Genomic DNA, 18,486 nt, shown 5'->3' with positions numbered 1-18,486 from the left:
CGTTAAAATGCCGGGTTGAATTCCCATGAAAAATCTCAGATGAACGTTTCTCAAGACACTATCTACGCTCAAGCGAGCGAGCATATTAGCGATTTCCAGTTTGATAACCGTGTAGCAGGCGTGTTCAGTGACATGATCCGCCGCTCCGTGCCTGGATATACGCAAATTATCAATACCATAGGCGATTTTGCAGATCGTTTCGTCATGCCAAATACTCAAATTTACGATTTGGGTTGCTCACTCGGCGCCGCAACTTTAAGTATTCGTCGCCAAATCCAAGGCCGTCAATGTCGTATTATCGCCGTGGATAACAGCGAATCTATGGTTGCACGCTGCCAAGAGAACCTGAATGCCTATGTCAGTGATACAGACGTCGATCTGGTTTGCGGTGATATTCGCGATATCGATATTCAAAATGCCTCACTGGTGGTACTCAATTTTACCTTGCAGTTTTTACCGCCGAAAGACAGAGAAACCCTGATAGCCAAAATTTATCAGGGCCTAAACCCCGGTGGGATTTTAGTGCTGTCTGAAAAAATTCGCTTTGAAGATGCCCCGATCCAAACCCTATTGGAAGAGCAACATTTAGACTTTAAACGCGCCAATGGCTACAGCGAACTCGAGATCAGCCAAAAACGCAGTGCGCTGGAAAATGTCATGAAGCCTGACACCTTAACCACGCATCAACAACGCCTAACCAGCCAAGGCTTCAGTCACTTTAGTCTCTGGTTCCAATGCTTTAACTTTGCTTCTATGGTGGCCATCAAGTGATCAGCTTTAGCTCGTTTTACCAACAAATCGCCGATTCAAATCTACAACACTGGCTCGAAACCCTGCCGAGCATTTTAGGCAAGTGGCAACGGGATCATAAACACGGCAACTTGCCAAAGTGGGAAAAAGTGCTCAACAAGCTGCACTATCCAGCACCCGACCAAGTGGATTTTGTCGATAGCGTGACCGTCGGTAGCGGCGAGCAACTTAGCCCTGGCGAAAAAGAGAAGCTAGAGAACCTACTGCGCCTGTTTATGCCATGGCGTAAAGGCCCCTTCCACATTCATGGCATCCATATCGATACCGAATGGCGCAGTGACTGGAAATGGGATCGCGTGAAGCAGCATATTTCACCGCTGAAAAACCGCACTGTGCTCGATGTTGGTTGCGGCAGTGGTTATCACATGTGGCGCATGTTGGGCTCAGGTGCCAAACGTGTCGTCGGTATCGACCCTTCGCCGTTGTTTTTATGTCAATTTGAGGCGGTAAAACGGTTAGCGGGCACACATCACCCTGTGCACCTTTTGCCTCTTGGCATTGAAGAGTTGCCACCGCTCGATGCATTCGACACCGTTTTCTCCATGGGCGTTTTGTATCACAGACGTTCGCCTATCGATCACTTGTTACAACTGCGTGATCAGTTGCGAACCGGTGGTGAGCTAGTGTTAGAAACATTAGTGATAGATGGCGACGAAAACGCCGTACTCGTGCCTCAAGATAGATATGGCAAAATGAATAATGTATGGTTCATTCCGTCCGTTGCCGCGCTGATGCTCTGGTTAAAGAAGTGTGATTTCACCGACATACGTTGTGTCGATACCGATGTCACAGCCCTTGCAGAGCAACGCCGTACCGATTGGATGCCCAACGAGTCACTGGTTGAGTACTTGGATCCTAACGACATCACCAAAACGGTTGAAGGTTATCCTGCGCCCAAACGCGCCACGATTATCGCGGTGAAGAACCAGCCTAATCAGGATTTAATCAGTTGATCTAATATCAGATTTACCGCTAACAGGAAGCACTATGCTTAAGCAGCTGCTCGCTATTGTCATTGCCACCACTCTTGGGGGATGTGCAATGACAGAACCGACCACCCATGCCACAGTTCCCGTAGATGCTGCCACATTAAATACCCGTTTAGCCCAGCAACAAGACTCGCTGATTGAGGTCATCAATCAGCGATGCCAACCTCAAGATACGGCGCCTCTCGTGCAACTGCACGAGCAAGTGCAGCTACTACAACAGCAAGTCGCGAGTCTAGAAACACCCAAAGCTAAAACCGTTGCCGTGCCCAAACAATGCGCCCGCTCGCCCTTAGGTGACAAGTTTACCTTAGGTGAAGTCGAAAGCGTGTTTATGGAGGAACTCAACACTTATTTTGCCACCCGAATCGATACGGGCGCCGAGTCTTCCTCTCTCGATGCGCGCAATATCACCCTGTTTGAGCGCGATGGTAATCAATGGGTACGGTTTGAGGTATTCGCTCAGGGGGCAAACACTCCGCCACAACAGTTTGAGGCCAAAGTCGTGCGCTTTGTCCGCATTAAACAAGATGCGAGCGAGAAAGAAGATCGCCGCCCTGTGATCCACGCGCATCTTAAAATTGGTCAATATGCTGCAGAAACCGATCTCAACCTCACCGACCGCAGCCACCTCGATTATCCGTTACTACTTGGACGCAAGTTTATGAAAGACATTGCCGTAGTCGATGTCAGTCAACGTTACGTCCACGGCAAAGTAACACACCAAGTGACTTCGGCGCAGTGAGCACGTTTGAACTAAATAGCCGCACTCAAGAGGCGTGAACCAAGAGCGATGAATGTCAAAGCTAAGCGTCAGGCGTTGACTTTGTATCAGCTTTGGTATCAGTCACGCCGCTCACAACGACAACTTAAAATTATCAATTTTCAATAACTTATTTCGACAACTTAACACGCAAAAAAATAGCTCAGCCAACGCAGGCGTAGTGACTATCACACTCGTAACAATCACATCTGTTTTTTAATAGACAATCCCGCGTTGGCATAACACTGAGTAGACGTAGCACTAAGTGACCAAACACTAAGTTGACCAAACACTAAGTTGACTAACAAGAAGGATCCATAATGCACTCACGCAACCCTTTCTATATCTTGGTGGCATTGCTCTTTATTGTCGGTATCGGCGCCAGCATCTACCGTGGCGTCGAGCATAACGTGCCCTTTTTGCCCGGTAAGCAAGTTCAAAGCTGGGCCGTGGAAGCCAAAGTCAGTTTTCAAGGTACGGGTGAGCCTGCAGAAGTGTCTTTCTCTTTACCGCAAGATCCTGCGTACCAAGTGCTGGTCGAAAATGCCAGTTCACCGGGTTACGGTTTAACCATCAATCATAATGACAACGATCGCCGCGCGGTTTGGTCGATACGCCAAGCCCTAGGCACACAGGATTTATATTACAAAGTGACACTGGTGCCGACAGGGCATACCGAAATGTCAGCGACTCAAACACCCGCAGCGCCCGAAGCCTATTTATGGCCCGCGACTGAACAAGCCGCCGCAGAGCAAGTGATTGCAGATGCTTGGGCTCGCAGCGCGAGCAACCTCTCCTTCGCCCAACAATTGATGGCATCGATAACCGAGCCTAAACGCAGCCAGAATGTAGAGCTATTGCTCGCAAGCCAAACGCCAACCCAACTGTTTTTACACATGCTACACACTAAGGGCATTCCTGCGCACAAGGTCAGCGGTTTGTATTTAGAAGATCAACGCCGTCGACAGCCCTTATCGCCCTTTGTTGAAGTCTTTCACGACGGTCAATGGATACTGTTCGATTTAGTCAAAGGCAAACAAGGTCGCCCCCAAAACCTGCTACTGTGGGAGCGTGCAGACCACTCAGTGCTTGATGTCATGGGCGGCGTTAACTCGCAGGTGAACTTCGCTATGCTGCAGGACACCCGTTCCGCCCTTGCGACGTCCATCGACATGATGATGAACAACAATGCGCTCGATTTCTCCCTCTACCAATTACCCCTTGAGGAGCAAAGCCTTTTTAAAGGGATCTTGCTGATCCCCATTGGCGTACTGATGGTGGTTTTTTTGCGGGTGATGATTGGCATTAAAACCTCAGGGACTTTTATGCCAGTATTAATCGCACTGGCCTTTATTCAAACCAGCTTACTCACCGGATTGATTGGTTTTTTGCTTATCGTTTCCTGCGGACTCGTCATCCGTTCCTACCTGTCCCATTTAAATCTACTGCTAATCTCACGGATATCGGCGGTGATCATCGTGGTAATTGGGATCATCGGCGTATTCACACTTCTTTCCTACAAGTTTGGTTTGAGTGAAGGCTTAACCATTACTTTCTTCCCGATGATTATTCTGGCGTGGACCATAGAACGCATGTCGATTCTGTGGGAAGAAGAAGGTCCGAGGGAGGTTATGCTCCAAGGTGGCGGCAGTTTGATGGTTGCCACCTTGACCTACCTCGCCATGAGCGCAAGCTGGGTACAGCATTGGGTGTTTAACTTTCTCGGGATTCACTTAGTGATCTTGGCCTTAGTGTTACTTATGGGGCAATACACAGGTTATCGTCTGCTCGAGCTCAAACGCTTTAAATCATTGGCGGGTGCATAAACATGGGGTTCGCTTGGCCGTGGGAGCTACGCAAAAATGGCGTGCTTAATATGAACCAACGTAATATCGATTACATTGCCCGTTACAATCCGCGTAAATTTTATAAACGCGTCGATGATAAGTTGATCACTAAACAGCTGGCCTTGGCGAATGATATTGCGGTTCCTGATCTGATTGCGGTCGTACGCGAACAACACGAGATAACGCATATCCCTGAACGCATCTCAACCCGAAGTGGATTTGTCATCAAACCCGCCAAAGGCTCGGGCGGCAAAGGCATTATAGTGATCACTAAGGTCGATAATGGGCGCTACTTTAAACCCAGTGGCCACGAGATCAGCCTCTCTGAACTTAACCGCCATGTCTCCAATATTCTCAGTGGGTTATTTTCACTCGGCGGTAAACCCGATGTTGCCATTATCGAAGGCCTAATCGAATTCGATCCTGTGTTTGAAGGCTACAGCCATGAAGGGGTACCCGATATACGCTTGATTGTTTTTAAGGGATTTCCCGTGATGGGCATGCTGCGTTTATCGACTGCGGCCTCCGACGGTAAAGCCAACTTACACCAAGGCGCTGTGGGTGTAGGCGTTGACATTGCCTCGGGAAAAGGGTTACATGCTGTGCAATTTGATAGACAAATTGAGTTTCATCCCGATACAGGTAAAAAACTCACCGATATCATAGTGCCCCATTGGGAAAGCTTGCTCCATAAAGCTTCCAGCGCCTATGAAATGTGTGAAATGGGTTATCTCGGCACTGACATGGTGTTAGACCAAAGCAAAGGCCCTTTACTACTTGAACTCAATGCGCGCCCGGGACTGGCGATTCAGATTGCAAATGGAAAAGGTATTTTGCCTCGTCTTAAGCATGTTGAAGCCATGTCATCTCATTCCATGACAGTTGCAGAACGTGTTGCCTATGTTAAAACCCACTTTTCTGGTTAGCCTGCTTGGCTTAAGCCTTTATGCTACGAATGCCGTCTATGCGGCGCCAAGTCCTGTTCCCCTCTTGGTTGAGCAATGTCTGCGTTTGCCAAACATTGAGCTCGCGTCGGCCTTCGCCAACGCGCGCTTAACGACAGCGCAATTAACCTTGGCCCAGCGCGCGCTTATTTTTGAGCAACAGACGATTGGGCTTAATAATATCAACGACAGGCTCAACTATTACCGTGGGTTTAACTTACCGAGTGAAGAACGCGAAGGTCTACTGCAATGCCAGTTACACCTCGCTGATACCCTGTCGCAACTTCTCAACCAAGCAGAATTTAGCCAACTGGCTTACGCCTTAGCCCAAGGTAATGCTGAACAAATACTGTTGAGCCAACAGCTTAAACACTTGCTACAACAGCATTGGAGCGCCGAGGAAAAAGCGAAACTGCATACGGCGCAGGCCAGCATAGGCCAAGGGTTAGGCAGCCAACAATTTAGTCTTGCCTTCAATGACAGCCAATGCCAACCCGAAGCGACTCAGCAGCAACATCTTCTGCATAAAGAAGATGATAAAAGTGACGAGCCGAAGCGCAGCAGTGCAAAGCAAAGCGATTTTTCGGGCACTATCGTCAGCTACTTAATGACACAGGAAAACGCCGTATGTCGCCAAAATGTATGGCAGGCATACCAAGCCAGAGCGAGTGAAACCAATCAAACGGCATTACAGCGAATTGCAGAGCAGCGCCAACAAGCCGCCACTGCGGCAGGCTTTACCGATTACAGCGCATTAGCGCTTAGTTCGCAGCAGTTATCATCCCCTGAGTTGGTCAAAGCATTTCTTGATAGCCAAACACAAGATTTGCAAGTGGCTCCCTGGGATATTGGACGTACCCTGTCACAACAAGCATCAGCCAAGGGCCCCACATGGCAGACCTCAGACGTCTTGAGTCGCAGCTTTACTTATCTGCAAGTGTTTGGTTTGCAGTTTGAGATCATAGCAACCGCCAACGCCGATAAAACACCAACCGATCCTAATCGGCCGCATATCGTCAGGGTTTACCACCAGCAAAGATTATTGGGTGAAATCTATGTGGCCTACAACCAAAATCCACAGCAAAGTAGTCAACAGCAGACATTGCGCCAAAGTATACTCGGCCAGCAATTTGGACAACAGGCGTTGGATCTTAAGCCGCAGCAGAGTAACTACAAAGACATTGAACAGTTAACCGAATCCATCGCAGAAGCAGTGACTTCCCTTGCTAAAGCGAGCCATTTCTACCTCAATAATGCCATGGGGCAGAGTCAGGATAGCCATTTTGTGGCGAGTCTCTGGTTAGCTGAAGTGCTGCGCCATCAACTCTTTCCGCAATTTGAGCATACCTATTTACAAGAGCGTGAAACACTGGCTAAAGCTTATTCGAAACAGCTCAAAGTCTTTCGCGCTAAGGTTGCAGTCAACTTTTATCAAGACAAAAATTCACAAATCTATCCTGATCTCGGTGCAGAGTTTAGTGCTAGCTTTGGTCAAGACTGGCTGCAAACCAAGGATTATCCCTATGGTTTCAATGCTATCGCCAACGAAGGACCGCTCTACTACCAATCACTCTGGCAAGCATCGCTAGCCCAGCTAATAACTCAATCCACATTCAACTGCCAAGACAAACTAAAATTATTCAATGTATTAGTCATCAATGAAGACGCTTTGAGCTTCAGTGACCAATTAAAAGTGGTCATTGGCTCTCCCGTTGATAGTGCTGCACTGATCCAAAGAATTTCAAATAGCACCGCTTCAGAACATGCTGACAGCTCCAACAATCAAGCTTTCGACGCAATAGGTTCTTGTGCGTTTTAAGTGTTAATGCTTAGGATGTGTTTGTGACTCGCTCGGGCGCAAACACAGCTAATTGTCATTATTCGCCTATCTATCCCCTCAATAATTTAGCGCGACATAGTTAGCTGTATGTCGTGAAAATGACTGACTCTATGATATTTAATTGAAAAAGTCGTAAGAAGTGGCCACTATAAGCCTCAATCTATCGTTTTTTTGAGATTATAATGACTCGAGCTAAATCTACCTTAGAACAATGGCGTATTTTGCAAGCGGTGGTCGATTTTGGCGGCTATGCCCAAGCAGCCGAAAAACTCAACAAGAGTCAATCGTCACTTAACCATGCCGTTGCCAAATTACAGCATCAGTTAGGTATCGAGCTACTAGAAGTCAAAGGCCGTAAAGCCTATCTTACCCCGCAGGGCGAAGTGCTGCTGCGCCGCTCACGGCATGTTACCCAAGCCGTCAACGAGTTAGAACAACTTGCGAGTAATCTCGAACAAGGGTGGGAGCCGACACTCACGATTGCCCGTGAAATTATCTATCCGATGGAAAGCTTAGTGTGTGCCCTCAATGCGTTTCTGCCCCACAGTCGTGGCACTCGAATCATCATGCTGGACTCAGTGATCACCGGCACTCAAGAGCTCATTCTGCAGAGTAAAGTCGATATTGCTATCTGTGCAGGGGTGCCGCCTAAAGGGTATTTATCCGAACCCTTATGTGAACAAGAACTCTACCTCGTCTGTCATCCAAATCACACACTCACTGACTTAGGCACAATTGAAGACGATAAACTACTGGCACAATATTTACAGTTAGTGATTAAAGATACTGGAGTGCAATCCAACATTGATATCGGCTGGCTCAAAGCTGAACAGCGCTGGACAGTCTCTAACTTCCATGAAGCTAAAGTCATTTTAAATCAAGGTATTGGTTTCTGTTGGATCCCCTCTTTCTTAGTCCAAGAAGAATTGGCTTCGGGTAATCTAGTACGTTTACATCTTGAGGGCAGCCAAAAACGTCGTATCATGTTGAGCTTAGTGATCCCTAAAAGAGATCAACAAGGGCCTGCATCAAAACTGCTTGCTTCCTTGATTTTAAAACAGCACGGAATTGAAACGACGAATAGTCATTAACAGCAAGATACTAAACGAGTTATCAATTCGAGTGAGCAAGACGCTAAGAGCCTAGTGCTTAGTGCTTAGTGCTTAGTGCTTAGTGCTTAGTGCTTAGTGCTTAGTGCGAAAGAATAAATGCAGAAAGGTAGCATCAAAAAAGAGAATGAACAGCAGAATGGGCATAGTTAAAGCCTAATCTTACACACTAAAGTCAACATAGCGTGCTGGTTGCTGACCCAAGTATTGCGACTGAATAAATCCTGCTCCTTGCGATTCATTATCTTCAACACTCGACTCACGCTGCAGTGACGCACTGCGATTCTCACTCGCACTGATGCTTGAAGGCGACTCGTTTATCTCGTTGGTATCTTTTGCTGCCAGAGTTGGCAGAACAGTAGCGGATTGCGCATTATTAGGCAGCTCGTTTACAGGGGCTAGATTAGAAGGCTGAATATTGACTTGCTGCGTTACGTCAGCACGGACTGAAGGTCCAATACTGGCTTGTGCAACAGCGGCATAATAACGACTTGCGGTACTATCGGGTCTTGGAATAAAACGGGTCGCTAAATCAGCAGCAGTTGATGCTTCTCCAAATGCTAAGGTTGCAGTCGGTGGCTCAATGGTTTCCACTGTCGTTGGGGTATTGACTGAGCCGCTGGTACTCGATGTATTAGACGGAGTTTCCGAACTAATACCAGAACTTGTGTCAGTCGTCGCAGCTGTTTTGGCCGTCTGCGCTTCAACCCTTTGAATGAGCTTATCGACTGCATCTGATACTGGTGTTGAGACGGCATTTTGGGGCTGAGAGATATTCCCTGACTCGTCAACTTTCCCCGTTACTACGGGTGTGTGTTCTTGCAACGGCGGTAGCGCTTTAATCTGCGCATCGGCGCCCACTAAGGTTTGGGTTGTTTGCAAGTCTACAATCTGTTGTTGTCGCTCTTCAGCAAGCTTCACCTTTGCTTCATTCATTTTTTGCAAAGCTTCAGCGGCAACGCGGATATCCGCAGATGAAGGATCAACCGGAGCCATTGCCGCCGCGTACACTTGCTTCATTTTATTTATCGTTGCGAGTGGATCGCCTCCGACAGCAGAAACATCGATCTGCACTTCGCCATCGGTAGCATAACGTTGGCCATCGGCGCCCTTCTCATACTTAAAACTCGGACTCTGAGCATATTGCCCGCCGACGGTAGCATGGGCATGTTCATGGGCTTTAACCTCAGAATCTCTAGCCTTAAGTGAATCAACTTGTTGTTGCTGTTGCGCCTGCGCTTTTTCTTGGGCTTGCTTCACTTGCTCCTGAGCCTGCTGTGCCTGTGATTGCGCTTGTGATTGTTGCTGCTTTGCTTGTTCCACTGCTGCAGCTTGCTGTTTCTGCGATGCTTCTTCCTGTGCTTGCTTTTCAAGCTGATTATCGTTTTTAGCAAAGACATCGGTTAAGGCTTGCTGACGATCATCGGGGTTAGACGCTATAGCAGGATCTTCTACCTGACTAACTTGAGCCTTAGCGTCACCGAAAACCTGGGTAAATTGTTCCAACACTGTCGGTTGAGCAACTTCATTGCGAGCGGATTGATCTGCTGCTTGTGCAGAGTTTGACTGCTCAACAGTCCCTGCACTCGCAGCTGAACTATTACTACTACTTATACTTCCAGAATTTCCAGAACTGTTATTTACAGAGCTGTTATCTAAAGACGTAGAGGAGTCAACTACCGCTGCGTCAGTAAAAACAGTTTGTGGTCCAAACACTGCGGCTAAATCAGGCGTTATGGGAGAAACACTGCCCGTACTCGATGGATTAAAAGCGGGAAGATCTGTGCTACTCGTGCCAATTGATGAACTCGGAGGCGTAAAAATATCAGCGGGAATACTGCTCGTGACACTAAGACTCGGGCTCGTTGTAGATAAGGCGTTTGCTCCAAGGCTAGTTCCTATAGTACTCGTGATTGATGAAAATACCGGAGTCGACACAGGTGCGGCAATTTGTCCCCCACGCACACCAGATATGGATCTAGGTCCCGTTAATAAGCTAAAACTGGCATCGGCATGTAAGCTTGCCCGACCATTTAACGGATTGACTTGAGGAGCATTGGTTTTAGGAAGAGTAACCTGGGGCCTTGATTCAGCAAAGGGATTGGCCTTTAGTGCTTGGCTTGCGCCATTAACCGCTGGTAGCACAGGCGTAGCATCAGCAATTGCAAGCGACGCTTTTACAGCATCAATGCCAGCGACATTTGAACTTATGGGTGTAGCGGTATTTGTCCCGTTGAATAAAGGCGTTGATGATATAGCTGCAGACGTTGCAGAAAATGTTTGAGCACTCGATTGCAATGAACTAGCGGCCAAAGAACTCGCATTAAAAGACACATTTGGTGATGAGTGCAGAGATTGGGAAACGTGAGTTGCTAATGCTAATGAAGTGATAGGCGCAGCTTGAACCGGAGCGGTTGAGGTTCCAGTAAAATGTGGTTCATAGGCACCACTCGCTTCAAATTTTGCGGAGCCTGCAGTGTGAACGCTGGCTCCTTGATAAGTGCTATTAGCTTGAGTCTGGCTTAGATTCGAGTTTAGCGTCTTATCATGTGTCGAAAATGAAGAGGATGGCGCTCCAACCTTAGGTGATAGCGCCACAACCGACATGATATTTACACCTTAATATTAATGATCGAACCTATCGTTTCTGAGTCAGTTTCAATCACTTCTGTTGAGGCTTCACCTTGTCTTAATGACTCATTTGCTGCCAGTAATGCCGAGGTTTTATCGGGCTGGACAACATCTCTGGCAGGCTCAGCCGGAGTTGCACTTTGCGTCTGTGTAGGTTTAGCCACATCTATCGTTGCTTGAGTGAGCCCAGATTGAGCACTTTGCAAGCCTTGCAGACCGGATGAATAAGCAGATTGGATTTGCATAACGGTATTCCTGCACGCTGTGATTAATGGGTCAATTATTGACCAGCAACGTGCAAAAGTACAGATTTTATCCGCATTCTCAGCATTTATTTACGGCCAGATTTATCCTGTGATCCAATTAGCTTCCCAATCCTTAAATACGGGGTTAAAACCCTGCCGTTGCATCTGTTCGATAACTTGCTCGACACTGCGATCATCGCTTATCTCAAATTGATCGAGTTGACTGTCAGGCGCTTGATAGCCGCCCGGTTGTGTCGAACTGCCCGCACTGATTTGAGTAATTCCAAGTGGCAAAAGATTATCCCTCAGCTCAGGGCTTTCCCTTGTCGACATGCTGATATCAAGCTGTTGATTAAAAAGTCTAAATGCACAAATCATTTGCACTAAACCTAGATCCGATAGCATGACTTTTGGGGTGATCCCGCCAGTACAAGGTCGTAACCTTGGTAGCGAAATACTAAAGCGGGTGCGCCAATAGCGTCGCTCTAAATAGTCGAGATGATATCCCATCATTAACGCATCTAAACGCCAATCATCCAGCCCCAGTAATACCCCAAGACCAATTTTATCAACGCCCGCCGCCGCAACTCTGTCAGGTGTTGCTAAACGATAGGCAAAATCCATTTTTTTACCTCGAGAATGGTGACGAGCATAAGTCTCGGGCTGATAGGTCTCTTGATAAATCATCACAGCATCTAAACCTAGCGCGACTAACTGGCGATAATGGTCCTCACTCATGGGCTGAACCTCCATCGCCACATGGCTAAATTGCTGCTTTACCAGCGGCAACATTTGCTTGAAATAATCGATACCAACCTTAGTTTCATGCTCACCCGACACCAGTAAAATCGAATCGAACCCCCTATCTTTGACAATGGCCATTTCGGCCATCAACTCCTGCTCATTCAAGGTCTTGCGTTTGAGTTTGTTACTCATGCTAAAGCCACAGTAATCACACTCATTAGCGCACAGATTCGAGACGTATAGCGGTAAATACATACCCAGATTCGCGCCAAATCGCTGCCGTGTAAGCGCCGCAGAGTGCTGCGCCATGGTTTCGATATAAGGTTCCGCCGCAGGTGATAGCAAGGCCAGTAAGCTACGTAAATCCCCAGCTGGACTCACTAACGCCCGCTCAACATCTTGGGCAGTGCAAGAATACAAATCGAGTAACAGTTTATCCCGTGGGATCTTGGCAAATTCCGCGACAAAACTCATTGATTTAAAAATCCCGTTAGAGGACTGGTATGTACCGCGCCCGTTTGCACTCGGCCAAGCCCAGCTGCAAAGGCACGTCTGCCGCATTGCACCGCCTCTTTAAAGCACTCGGCCATCACTATCGGCGACGCGCTGCTGGCGATGGCGGTGTTGACGAGCACCGCATCGGCGCCCAGCTCCATTGCCCGCGCAGCCTGTGAAGGCGCGCCAATACCGGCATCGATCACCACTGGCACCCGCGCCTGCTCTATGATGATTTTTAAAAAGCTTTCAGTGACTAAACCTTGATTACTGCCAATCGGACTCGCCAGTGGCATAACCGCGGCGCAGCCCACTTCTTCTAAACGACGGCACAGCACAGGATCGGCATGCACGTAGGGCAATACGATAAAGCCTTTCTCACAGAGAATTCTGGCCGCCTCTAAGGTTTCTATCGCATCGGGCATTAGGTACTTAGGATCCGGGTGGATTTCGAGCTTAATCCAATGAGTTCCCAGCATTTCACGGGCAAGCTCAGCCGCAAACACCGCTTCCTTGGCGTTTCTCGCCCCCGAAGTGTTAGGCAATAGCCGTACACCCGCTTGGCGTAACGGCGTGAGTAAATCATCAAGCCCCATTTTAAAATCAATTCTTTTCATCGCAACTGTCACTAACTGCGATTTTGAAGCCGTTATCGCCTCAAGCATCACTTGGCTATTGCTGAATTTTCCCGTTCCGGTAAATAACCGTGATTCAAACTCCACATCGGCAATCGTTAACATACTAGCCTCCCGCTACAGCTGAAAAAAGTTCTAATTTATCTTCATGTTGGCAGAGAATCGATTGCCAGCGATTACGCGGAACCACCTCTGCATTCAACACGATAGCGACCGAATCGAGGGCTATATCTTGCGCGAGGATCACAGCCGCGAGTGAAGTCGGTTCCGTTAATGGCTGCGGGACATTATTTATGTGAATTAAAATCATATCAAACCTCCATACTTTATAGTTTGCTGGGCTTATCGGATAATGAATGAACCTCTTTTGGACCACATACGCCACAATGGGGATCCCGCGTTAATATCGCCGCTGTCCATGAAAGTGATTTAGCGTCGAAGCGCCAAAAACGTCCCAACAAGACATTTTTCGATTCATCGCAACCGCTATCCACACTCAGCAAGAGTTGCATGGCCACCAAGGATTGCATTGACGCCATCACGCCCACGCTGGGGCCGAGTACGCCTTGGGTACTGCAGCTCTGCGACACTCTCGTCTGTTCGGGGAAAATACAGTGATAACAACCACCAGAAGGGAACCGCATTTGGTCGACCGCGAACAATTGGCCGCTAAATGCCGCGATTGACGCGCTAACTAAAGGCAAAGCCGCTTCGATACAGCTGCGATTAATGGCTTGGCGAGTCGCAAAGTTATCGGTGCAGTCAAGCACTAGCACTTTTTTGCCCTGTTGTTTTGCCAGTAAAATATCCGCCAAATGATGAGCCGATGTCGCAGCATTAAATGCCGTTTCATAGGCAGTAACAGTGCAACGCGGTGCTATGCCATTGAGCTTTTGCTTGGCAACTCGCGCCTTATTAAGCCCAATATCGGCATCGTTGAATAACAATTGTCTTGGCAGATTTGATACTTCAACTTTATCCATGTCGATTAAGGTCAAGCGACCAATACCTGCACAGGCCAGATATTGCGCCGCCAATTGCCCTAAACCGCCAAGACCGATAATAGCGACACCAGCGCCGGCCAGTTGTAATTGCCCAGCCTCACCGACTTCAGGCAATAAGACTTGCCGAGAATAACGCATAAAATCGGCATCACTGAGTGTATGGCCGCAGTATTCATTGTCGCTGTGTATATGACCGCAAAGAACCTCTGCGTGAGAAAGAGGTGTTTTTTTACTCATGCTTTGCATCCAACTCATGCTTTACAGCCAGTTCTTCAGACAAGCTACATTGCTCCCAAGCTTGGCTCAGCTCTGCAAACGCTGCGACTGGCTCCTTAGCTTTCGTTATTGCGCGCACCACAGCAATATTGCCCACCCCTGTTGCTTTCACCTTTGCCAGATTATCTAAATCAATACCGCCAATTGCGACCAAGGGATAATGGCCTTGGAGTAACGCCACATAGTGTTTAAGTTTTGCGAGCCCTTGGGGCGCCGAAGGCATTTGCTTCGTTGTGGTAGGAAATATATGCCCAAGCGCTATGTAGGATGGCGAACATTGATGGGCCAATAACAGCTCGAAATAACTGTGACTCGATATGCCAAGCGCAAGTCCCGCCGCTTTAATGGCGGCTAAGTCAGCTACAGCGAGATCTTCTTGGCCTAAATGTACCCCAAAGGCATGGTGTTTTATTGCTAACTGCCAGTGATCATTGATAAAAAGCTGCGCATTAAAATGCTTACCTAAGGCAATGGCTGTTTGAATTTGTGCTTCTAATTCGGAGCCAATTAACTCAGTTTCGCCTGATTTAGATTTGCCTGACTCACATCTACTTTGCACAGATTCGCCTAACCCTGCAGAAGTTAATTCGCTGATGTCGGTTTTTATCCTTAACTGCAGGGTTTTAACGCCGGCCGCTAACAAACTTTCCAGCATGGTTAAGTCACTCACCACGGGATACACGCCGAGATCGGCATCGAGCACTTTAAAACCTTGGGATAAAATATTTTGAGGTGGCGCCGAGGCTATTCTTACCTGATCTGTTGCAACTAAATCACTCATAACATCAAGATGTTGGCTGATTTGATGACTAATAAAATTGCCATCACACAAATTTATCTTGGCATAGCAGGACAAGTTATTAGGCCAACCCGTACGGGCCAACGGCCCTGGACCTTGCCCTAAACCAATCGCCGCGCTTAAGCCTTGACTCACATAGGCTTTGGCAACAACCACCGCATCTTGTAATACAAAACCTTGCGCTAACACGGCGGCAATGGCCGATGACAAAGTGCAGCCGCTACCATGATTATGACGGGTATTAACCCGCTGGCTGGCTAACCAGAAGCGTCCATTTTGATGCAACTCAGAGCTCGCGCGCACTTGACGACAAACTAGATAATCCTCGGCAAGCTCAAGATCCCAGCCATTACTCTTGTAAGCGGTATCAAGAGCGTTAGTTTGAGTTTGAGTATCAGCAAGAATGTCAGTGCAACCAAAGCTCACATCGCCACCTTTAGCGAGCACACTGCAATCAAGGCTCTGGGATAAAGCCAGTGCCGCGGCAGCGAATTGCGCTTTCGTTGAAACATCACTGTGAGTTAACCGCCCAAGTTCAAGCACATTGGGTGTGATAAGTTCGATTAAACCTTTGAAAGGCCTAAAATCTAAGGCTGATTTAGCCGCACTTTTTATATCCTGACAGTTATCTACTGCTAATGCATCGCCACAACTGGCGACCATCACAGGATCGACAATCACAGGCACAGATGGATAGTGGATTTTAAAACTCGCGATCCAATCTGCCAGCAATGCCACTTGAGTTTGATCTGCCAGTAAGCCGATTTTAATTGCTTTGGGTGGTAAGTCGGAAAGTAAAGTCGTCAGCTGAGCCATTAACATCGCCGCTGATACGGGCTCGACTAAAGTGACCGCCACAGAGCTTTGCGCCGTCACTGTGGTGATCACGCTACAACCGTGACAGCCTAAATCTTGAATTGTCGCCAAGTCCGCCTGAATACCGGCACCGCCGCCACTGTCTGAACCAGCTATGGTCCAAACAAATGCGGGGTGAGCGGTATTCATGGGCGCATTATCCCCATGAATACCTAGCATAATTAGGCTTCCTCAGCTTCGGCGACAAGCTTGTCTTTCACGTGATAGATCTCGGCGCCCGAAGCAGCAAATTGTGCCGATTTTAGCGCCATGGCCGCTTCCAACTCCTGCGGCGTCTTGACTGTGACTTGCATGGCTTGGTCAGCAGCTTCAACTTGATCCGCCTTCGCTTGTGCCGCCTCTAAGCCAGCGGCATAGGCGCGCACATCTTGGGTGATTTTCATCGAACAAAATTTAGGGCCGCACATAGAACAAAAATGCGCGACTTTAGCGGATTCCTGCGGTAAAGATTCATCGTGATAAGCGCGCGCGGTTTCAGGATCGAGTCCTAAGTTATATTGATCTTCCCAGCGGAATTCGAACCGCGCCTTTGCCAGCGCATTGTCACGAATTTGCGCACTCGGATGACCTTTCGCCACATCGGCGGCGTGGGCGGCAATCTTATAAGCAATCAAACCTTGCTTAACATCTTGTTTATTCGGTAATCCTAAGTGTTCTTTTGGCGTGACATAACACAACATAGCGCAGCCGTACCAAGCAATCATGGCCGCGCCTATGCCGGAGGTGAAATGATCATACCCAGGTGCGATATCGGTGATTTGTGGGCCAAGCGTGTAAAACGGCGCTTCATCGCAGTGAGCTAACTGCTTGTCCATGTTCTCTTTAATGAGCTGCATCGGGATATGTCCCGGCCCTTCGATAATGGTTTGTACGTCGTATTCCCATGCGATTTTGACTAGCTCACCTAAGGTTTCAAGCTCTGCAAACTGGGCGGCATCATTGGCGTCGGCAATTGAGCCTGGACGCATACCATCACCTAAAGACAGGGATACATCGTAGGCAACGCAAAGCTCACAGATCTCACGAAAATGGCTGTAGAGGAAGTTTTCCTTGTGGTGACTCAGGCACCATTTGGCCATAATTGAACCGCCGCGGGAAACGATCCCAGTAACGCGTTTAGCCGTCATCGGCACGTAACGAAGCAGCACACCAGCATGAATGGTAAAGTAATCAACACCTTGTTCCGCTTGTTCAATCAAGGTATCGCGGAACACTTCCCAGGTTAAATCCTCTGCCACGCCGTTCACTTTCTCCAGCGCTTGATAAATTGGTACTGTGCCGATGGGCACTGGCGAGTTACGGATGATCCATTCGCGGGTTTCGTGGATATAACGACCCGTGGATAAATCCATGACCGTATCTGCACCCCAACGGGTTGACCAGACGAGCTTTTCCACTTCTTCCTCGATGGATGACGTCACCGCAGAATTACCAATATTGGCATTCACTTTCACCAAAAAGTTACGCCCAATGATCATAGGTTCGGCTTCGGGATGGTTAATATTCAGCGGAATAATCGCGCGGCCACGGGCAACTTCGGCGCGGACAAATTCGGCGGTAATCGGTTCGCCGACTAAGGCACCAAAAGCTTCGCCCTTGGCTTTACGATTGAGGATTTCATCCTGTACTTCGGCAAGTGCCATGTTCTCGCGGATCGCTACATATTCCATTTCGGGCGTGATAATCCCTTGACGGGCATAGTGTAATTGACTGACTCGTTTACCCTGCAGCGCTCTGCGTGGGCGGACAATTGCACTCGAACCTGCCTCAAAACGCAGATGGTCTAAACCGTCGTCGGCGAGTCTTTGTTGGGTAAAATCTGAGGTGGCACAGGGTAATTGCTCTGTGTCGTTGCGGGCTAGGATCCAGTTTTGTCTTAATTTACCAAGGCCTAGACGCACATTGATATCGGCCTCAGGATCGGAATAAGGTCCAGCGCAATCATACACGCGTATTGGCGGATTTTTTTCCATGATAGGCGCATCATCTGTACCGCCGACAAGGGTGTCAGTCTGCAGGATTTGCCGCATGCCAACGCGAATATCGGCACTTGAACCTTCGAGGTAAATCTTTTGTGAATTAGAATGTTGCAGCGGCGCTAACGTATCGATAAAGGCTTGGGCCTGCGCGCGGGTTTCGCGGCGACTCGGCGCCTTAGGCACGATTGATTGACTAGACTCAGCCGATTTATTAGGCACTGTCGATTTATTAGGGATTGTCGATTCTGACGCTGTGATTTCTATCGCATTGGCAGCTACAGCTGGGTTTTGGTTTGAACTGGACATAAGCAATCTCACGTTAAAAAATGGAGTTGCTTGTCTGGAGAATTGAGTTGTTGATAGCTGGGCATGGCAATCAATTTTTGTGGCCAACACTGGCTTCAAAAATTGAGTTACCCTGCTCAATAACAATTAAATCTAAACATTAAGGCTTAAAACACTGCTGAGTTAACAGGTGTTCAAGCCGTCTATTTTGGCGATTT

The 18,486-nt window shown here is 48.1% G+C and carries 15 protein-coding genes; 7 read left to right on the top strand and 8 right to left on the bottom strand.

Annotation, left to right across the window (positions count from 1 at the left end):
- The first annotated feature begins 39 nt into the window (after nt 1-39).
- The 7 genes from cmoA (at nt 40) to OX890_RS11790 (ending at nt 8,281) form a co-directional block, all read left to right on the top strand.
- Nucleotides 40-771, top strand: coding sequence for a carboxy-S-adenosyl-L-methionine synthase CmoA (gene cmoA / locus OX890_RS11820; protein ID WP_259571668.1), 732 nt, complete (start codon nt 40-42; stop codon nt 769-771).
- Nucleotides 768-1,763, top strand: a complete 996-nt coding sequence (gene cmoB, locus OX890_RS11815) for a tRNA 5-methoxyuridine(34)/uridine 5-oxyacetic acid(34) synthase CmoB (RefSeq protein ID WP_006086784.1) — start codon at nt 768-770, stop codon at nt 1,761-1,763. Before cmoA ends, cmoB begins: the two co-directional genes overlap by 4 nt.
- A 34-nt stretch (nt 1,764-1,797) precedes the next feature.
- Complete coding sequence (locus OX890_RS11810) at nt 1,798-2,541, top strand: ATP-dependent zinc protease family protein (RefSeq protein ID WP_268649253.1); 744 nt, start codon at nt 1,798-1,800, stop codon at nt 2,539-2,541.
- A gap of 338 nt (nt 2,542-2,879) precedes the next feature.
- Nucleotides 2,880-4,385 carry an inactive transglutaminase family protein gene (locus OX890_RS11805; RefSeq protein ID WP_268649252.1) on the top strand — a complete coding sequence of 502 codons (1,506 nt, stop codon included), beginning with the start codon at nt 2,880-2,882 and terminating at the stop codon, nt 4,383-4,385.
- 2 nt (nt 4,386-4,387) lie between these two features.
- Nucleotides 4,388-5,332, top strand: a complete 945-nt coding sequence (locus OX890_RS11800) for an alpha-L-glutamate ligase-like protein (RefSeq protein ID WP_268649251.1) — start codon at nt 4,388-4,390, stop codon at nt 5,330-5,332.
- Entirely contained in the window at nt 5,307-7,169 is a 1,863-nt protein-coding gene (locus OX890_RS11795) for a M3 family metallopeptidase (protein WP_268649250.1), read from the top strand. Before OX890_RS11800 ends, OX890_RS11795 begins: the two co-directional genes overlap by 26 nt.
- A 203-nt stretch (nt 7,170-7,372) precedes the next feature.
- Nucleotides 7,373-8,281, top strand: coding sequence for a LysR family transcriptional regulator (locus OX890_RS11790; protein ID WP_268649249.1), 909 nt, complete (start codon nt 7,373-7,375; stop codon nt 8,279-8,281).
- 180 nt (nt 8,282-8,461) lie between these two features.
- On the opposite strand, the gene OX890_RS11785 is transcribed toward OX890_RS11790, so the two are convergent.
- From OX890_RS11785 to thiC, 8 genes are all read right to left on the bottom strand, one after another.
- Complete coding sequence (locus tag OX890_RS11785; RefSeq protein WP_268649248.1) at nt 8,462-10,906, bottom strand: putative metalloprotease CJM1_0395 family protein; 2,445 nt, start codon at nt 10,904-10,906, stop codon at nt 8,462-8,464.
- A gap of 5 nt (nt 10,907-10,911) precedes the next feature.
- Nucleotides 10,912-11,175 carry a hypothetical protein gene (locus OX890_RS11780; RefSeq protein WP_011846746.1) on the bottom strand — a complete coding sequence of 88 codons (264 nt, stop codon included), beginning with the start codon at nt 11,173-11,175 and terminating at the stop codon, nt 10,912-10,914.
- Between the two features lie 102 nt (nt 11,176-11,277).
- Nucleotides 11,278-12,393, bottom strand: coding sequence for a 2-iminoacetate synthase ThiH (gene thiH / locus OX890_RS11775; protein WP_107404592.1), 1,116 nt, complete (start codon nt 12,391-12,393; stop codon nt 11,278-11,280).
- Complete coding sequence (locus tag OX890_RS11770; protein WP_106650602.1) at nt 12,390-13,154, bottom strand: thiazole synthase; 765 nt, start codon at nt 13,152-13,154, stop codon at nt 12,390-12,392. Before OX890_RS11770 ends, thiH begins: the two co-directional genes overlap by 4 nt.
- Nucleotide 13,155: 1 nt before the next feature.
- On the bottom strand, nt 13,156-13,359 hold the full coding sequence (gene thiS / locus OX890_RS11765; RefSeq protein ID WP_006081758.1) for a sulfur carrier protein ThiS: 204 nt from the start codon (nt 13,357-13,359) through the stop codon (nt 13,156-13,158).
- A gap of 16 nt (nt 13,360-13,375) precedes the next feature.
- Complete coding sequence (locus tag OX890_RS11760) at nt 13,376-14,290, bottom strand: HesA/MoeB/ThiF family protein (protein ID WP_268649247.1); 915 nt, start codon at nt 14,288-14,290, stop codon at nt 13,376-13,378.
- Complete coding sequence (locus tag OX890_RS11755) at nt 14,283-16,163, bottom strand: bifunctional hydroxymethylpyrimidine kinase/phosphomethylpyrimidine kinase (RefSeq protein ID WP_268649246.1); 1,881 nt, start codon at nt 16,161-16,163, stop codon at nt 14,283-14,285. Before OX890_RS11755 ends, OX890_RS11760 begins: the two co-directional genes overlap by 8 nt.
- Nucleotides 16,164-16,165: 2 nt before the next feature.
- Nucleotides 16,166-18,289 carry a phosphomethylpyrimidine synthase ThiC gene (thiC, locus tag OX890_RS11750; RefSeq protein ID WP_268649245.1) on the bottom strand — a complete coding sequence of 708 codons (2,124 nt, stop codon included), beginning with the start codon at nt 18,287-18,289 and terminating at the stop codon, nt 16,166-16,168.
- Between the last annotated feature and the right edge of the window lie 197 nt (nt 18,290-18,486).

Origin of the sequence: Shewanella sp. DAU305, assembly GCF_026802235.1 — a bacterium.
GTDB classification, from domain to species: domain Bacteria; phylum Pseudomonadota; class Gammaproteobacteria; order Enterobacterales; family Shewanellaceae; genus Shewanella; species Shewanella baltica.
This window is presented reverse-complemented; position numbering and strand designations above follow the sequence as displayed.

Coding starts and splice junctions, on each gene's coding strand:
- thiS (WP_006081758.1), bottom strand. CDS start 13,359: ATGATTTTAATTCACATAAATAATGTCCCGCAGCCATTAACGGAACCG.
- OX890_RS11800 (WP_268649251.1), top strand. CDS start 4,388: ATGGGGTTCGCTTGGCCGTGGGAGCTACGCAAAAATGGCGTGCTTAAT.
- thiH (WP_107404592.1), bottom strand. CDS start 12,393: ATGAGTTTTGTCGCGGAATTTGCCAAGATCCCACGGGATAAACTGTTA.
- OX890_RS11760 (WP_268649247.1), bottom strand. CDS start 14,290: ATGAGTAAAAAAACACCTCTTTCTCACGCAGAGGTTCTTTGCGGTCAT.
- OX890_RS11805 (WP_268649252.1), top strand. CDS start 2,880: ATGCACTCACGCAACCCTTTCTATATCTTGGTGGCATTGCTCTTTATT.
- OX890_RS11790 (WP_268649249.1), top strand. CDS start 7,373: ATGACTCGAGCTAAATCTACCTTAGAACAATGGCGTATTTTGCAAGCG.
- thiC (WP_268649245.1), bottom strand. CDS start 18,289: ATGTCCAGTTCAAACCAAAACCCAGCTGTAGCTGCCAATGCGATAGAA.
- cmoA (WP_259571668.1), top strand. CDS start 40: ATGAACGTTTCTCAAGACACTATCTACGCTCAAGCGAGCGAGCATATT.
- OX890_RS11810 (WP_268649253.1), top strand. CDS start 1,798: ATGCTTAAGCAGCTGCTCGCTATTGTCATTGCCACCACTCTTGGGGGA.
- OX890_RS11785 (WP_268649248.1), bottom strand. CDS start 10,906: ATGTCGGTTGTGGCGCTATCACCTAAGGTTGGAGCGCCATCCTCTTCA.
- OX890_RS11755 (WP_268649246.1), bottom strand. CDS start 16,163: ATGCTAGGTATTCATGGGGATAATGCGCCCATGAATACCGCTCACCCC.
- OX890_RS11770 (WP_106650602.1), bottom strand. CDS start 13,154: ATGTTAACGATTGCCGATGTGGAGTTTGAATCACGGTTATTTACCGGA.
- OX890_RS11780 (WP_011846746.1), bottom strand. CDS start 11,175: ATGCAAATCCAATCTGCTTATTCATCCGGTCTGCAAGGCTTGCAAAGT.
- OX890_RS11795 (WP_268649250.1), top strand. CDS start 5,307: ATGTTAAAACCCACTTTTCTGGTTAGCCTGCTTGGCTTAAGCCTTTAT.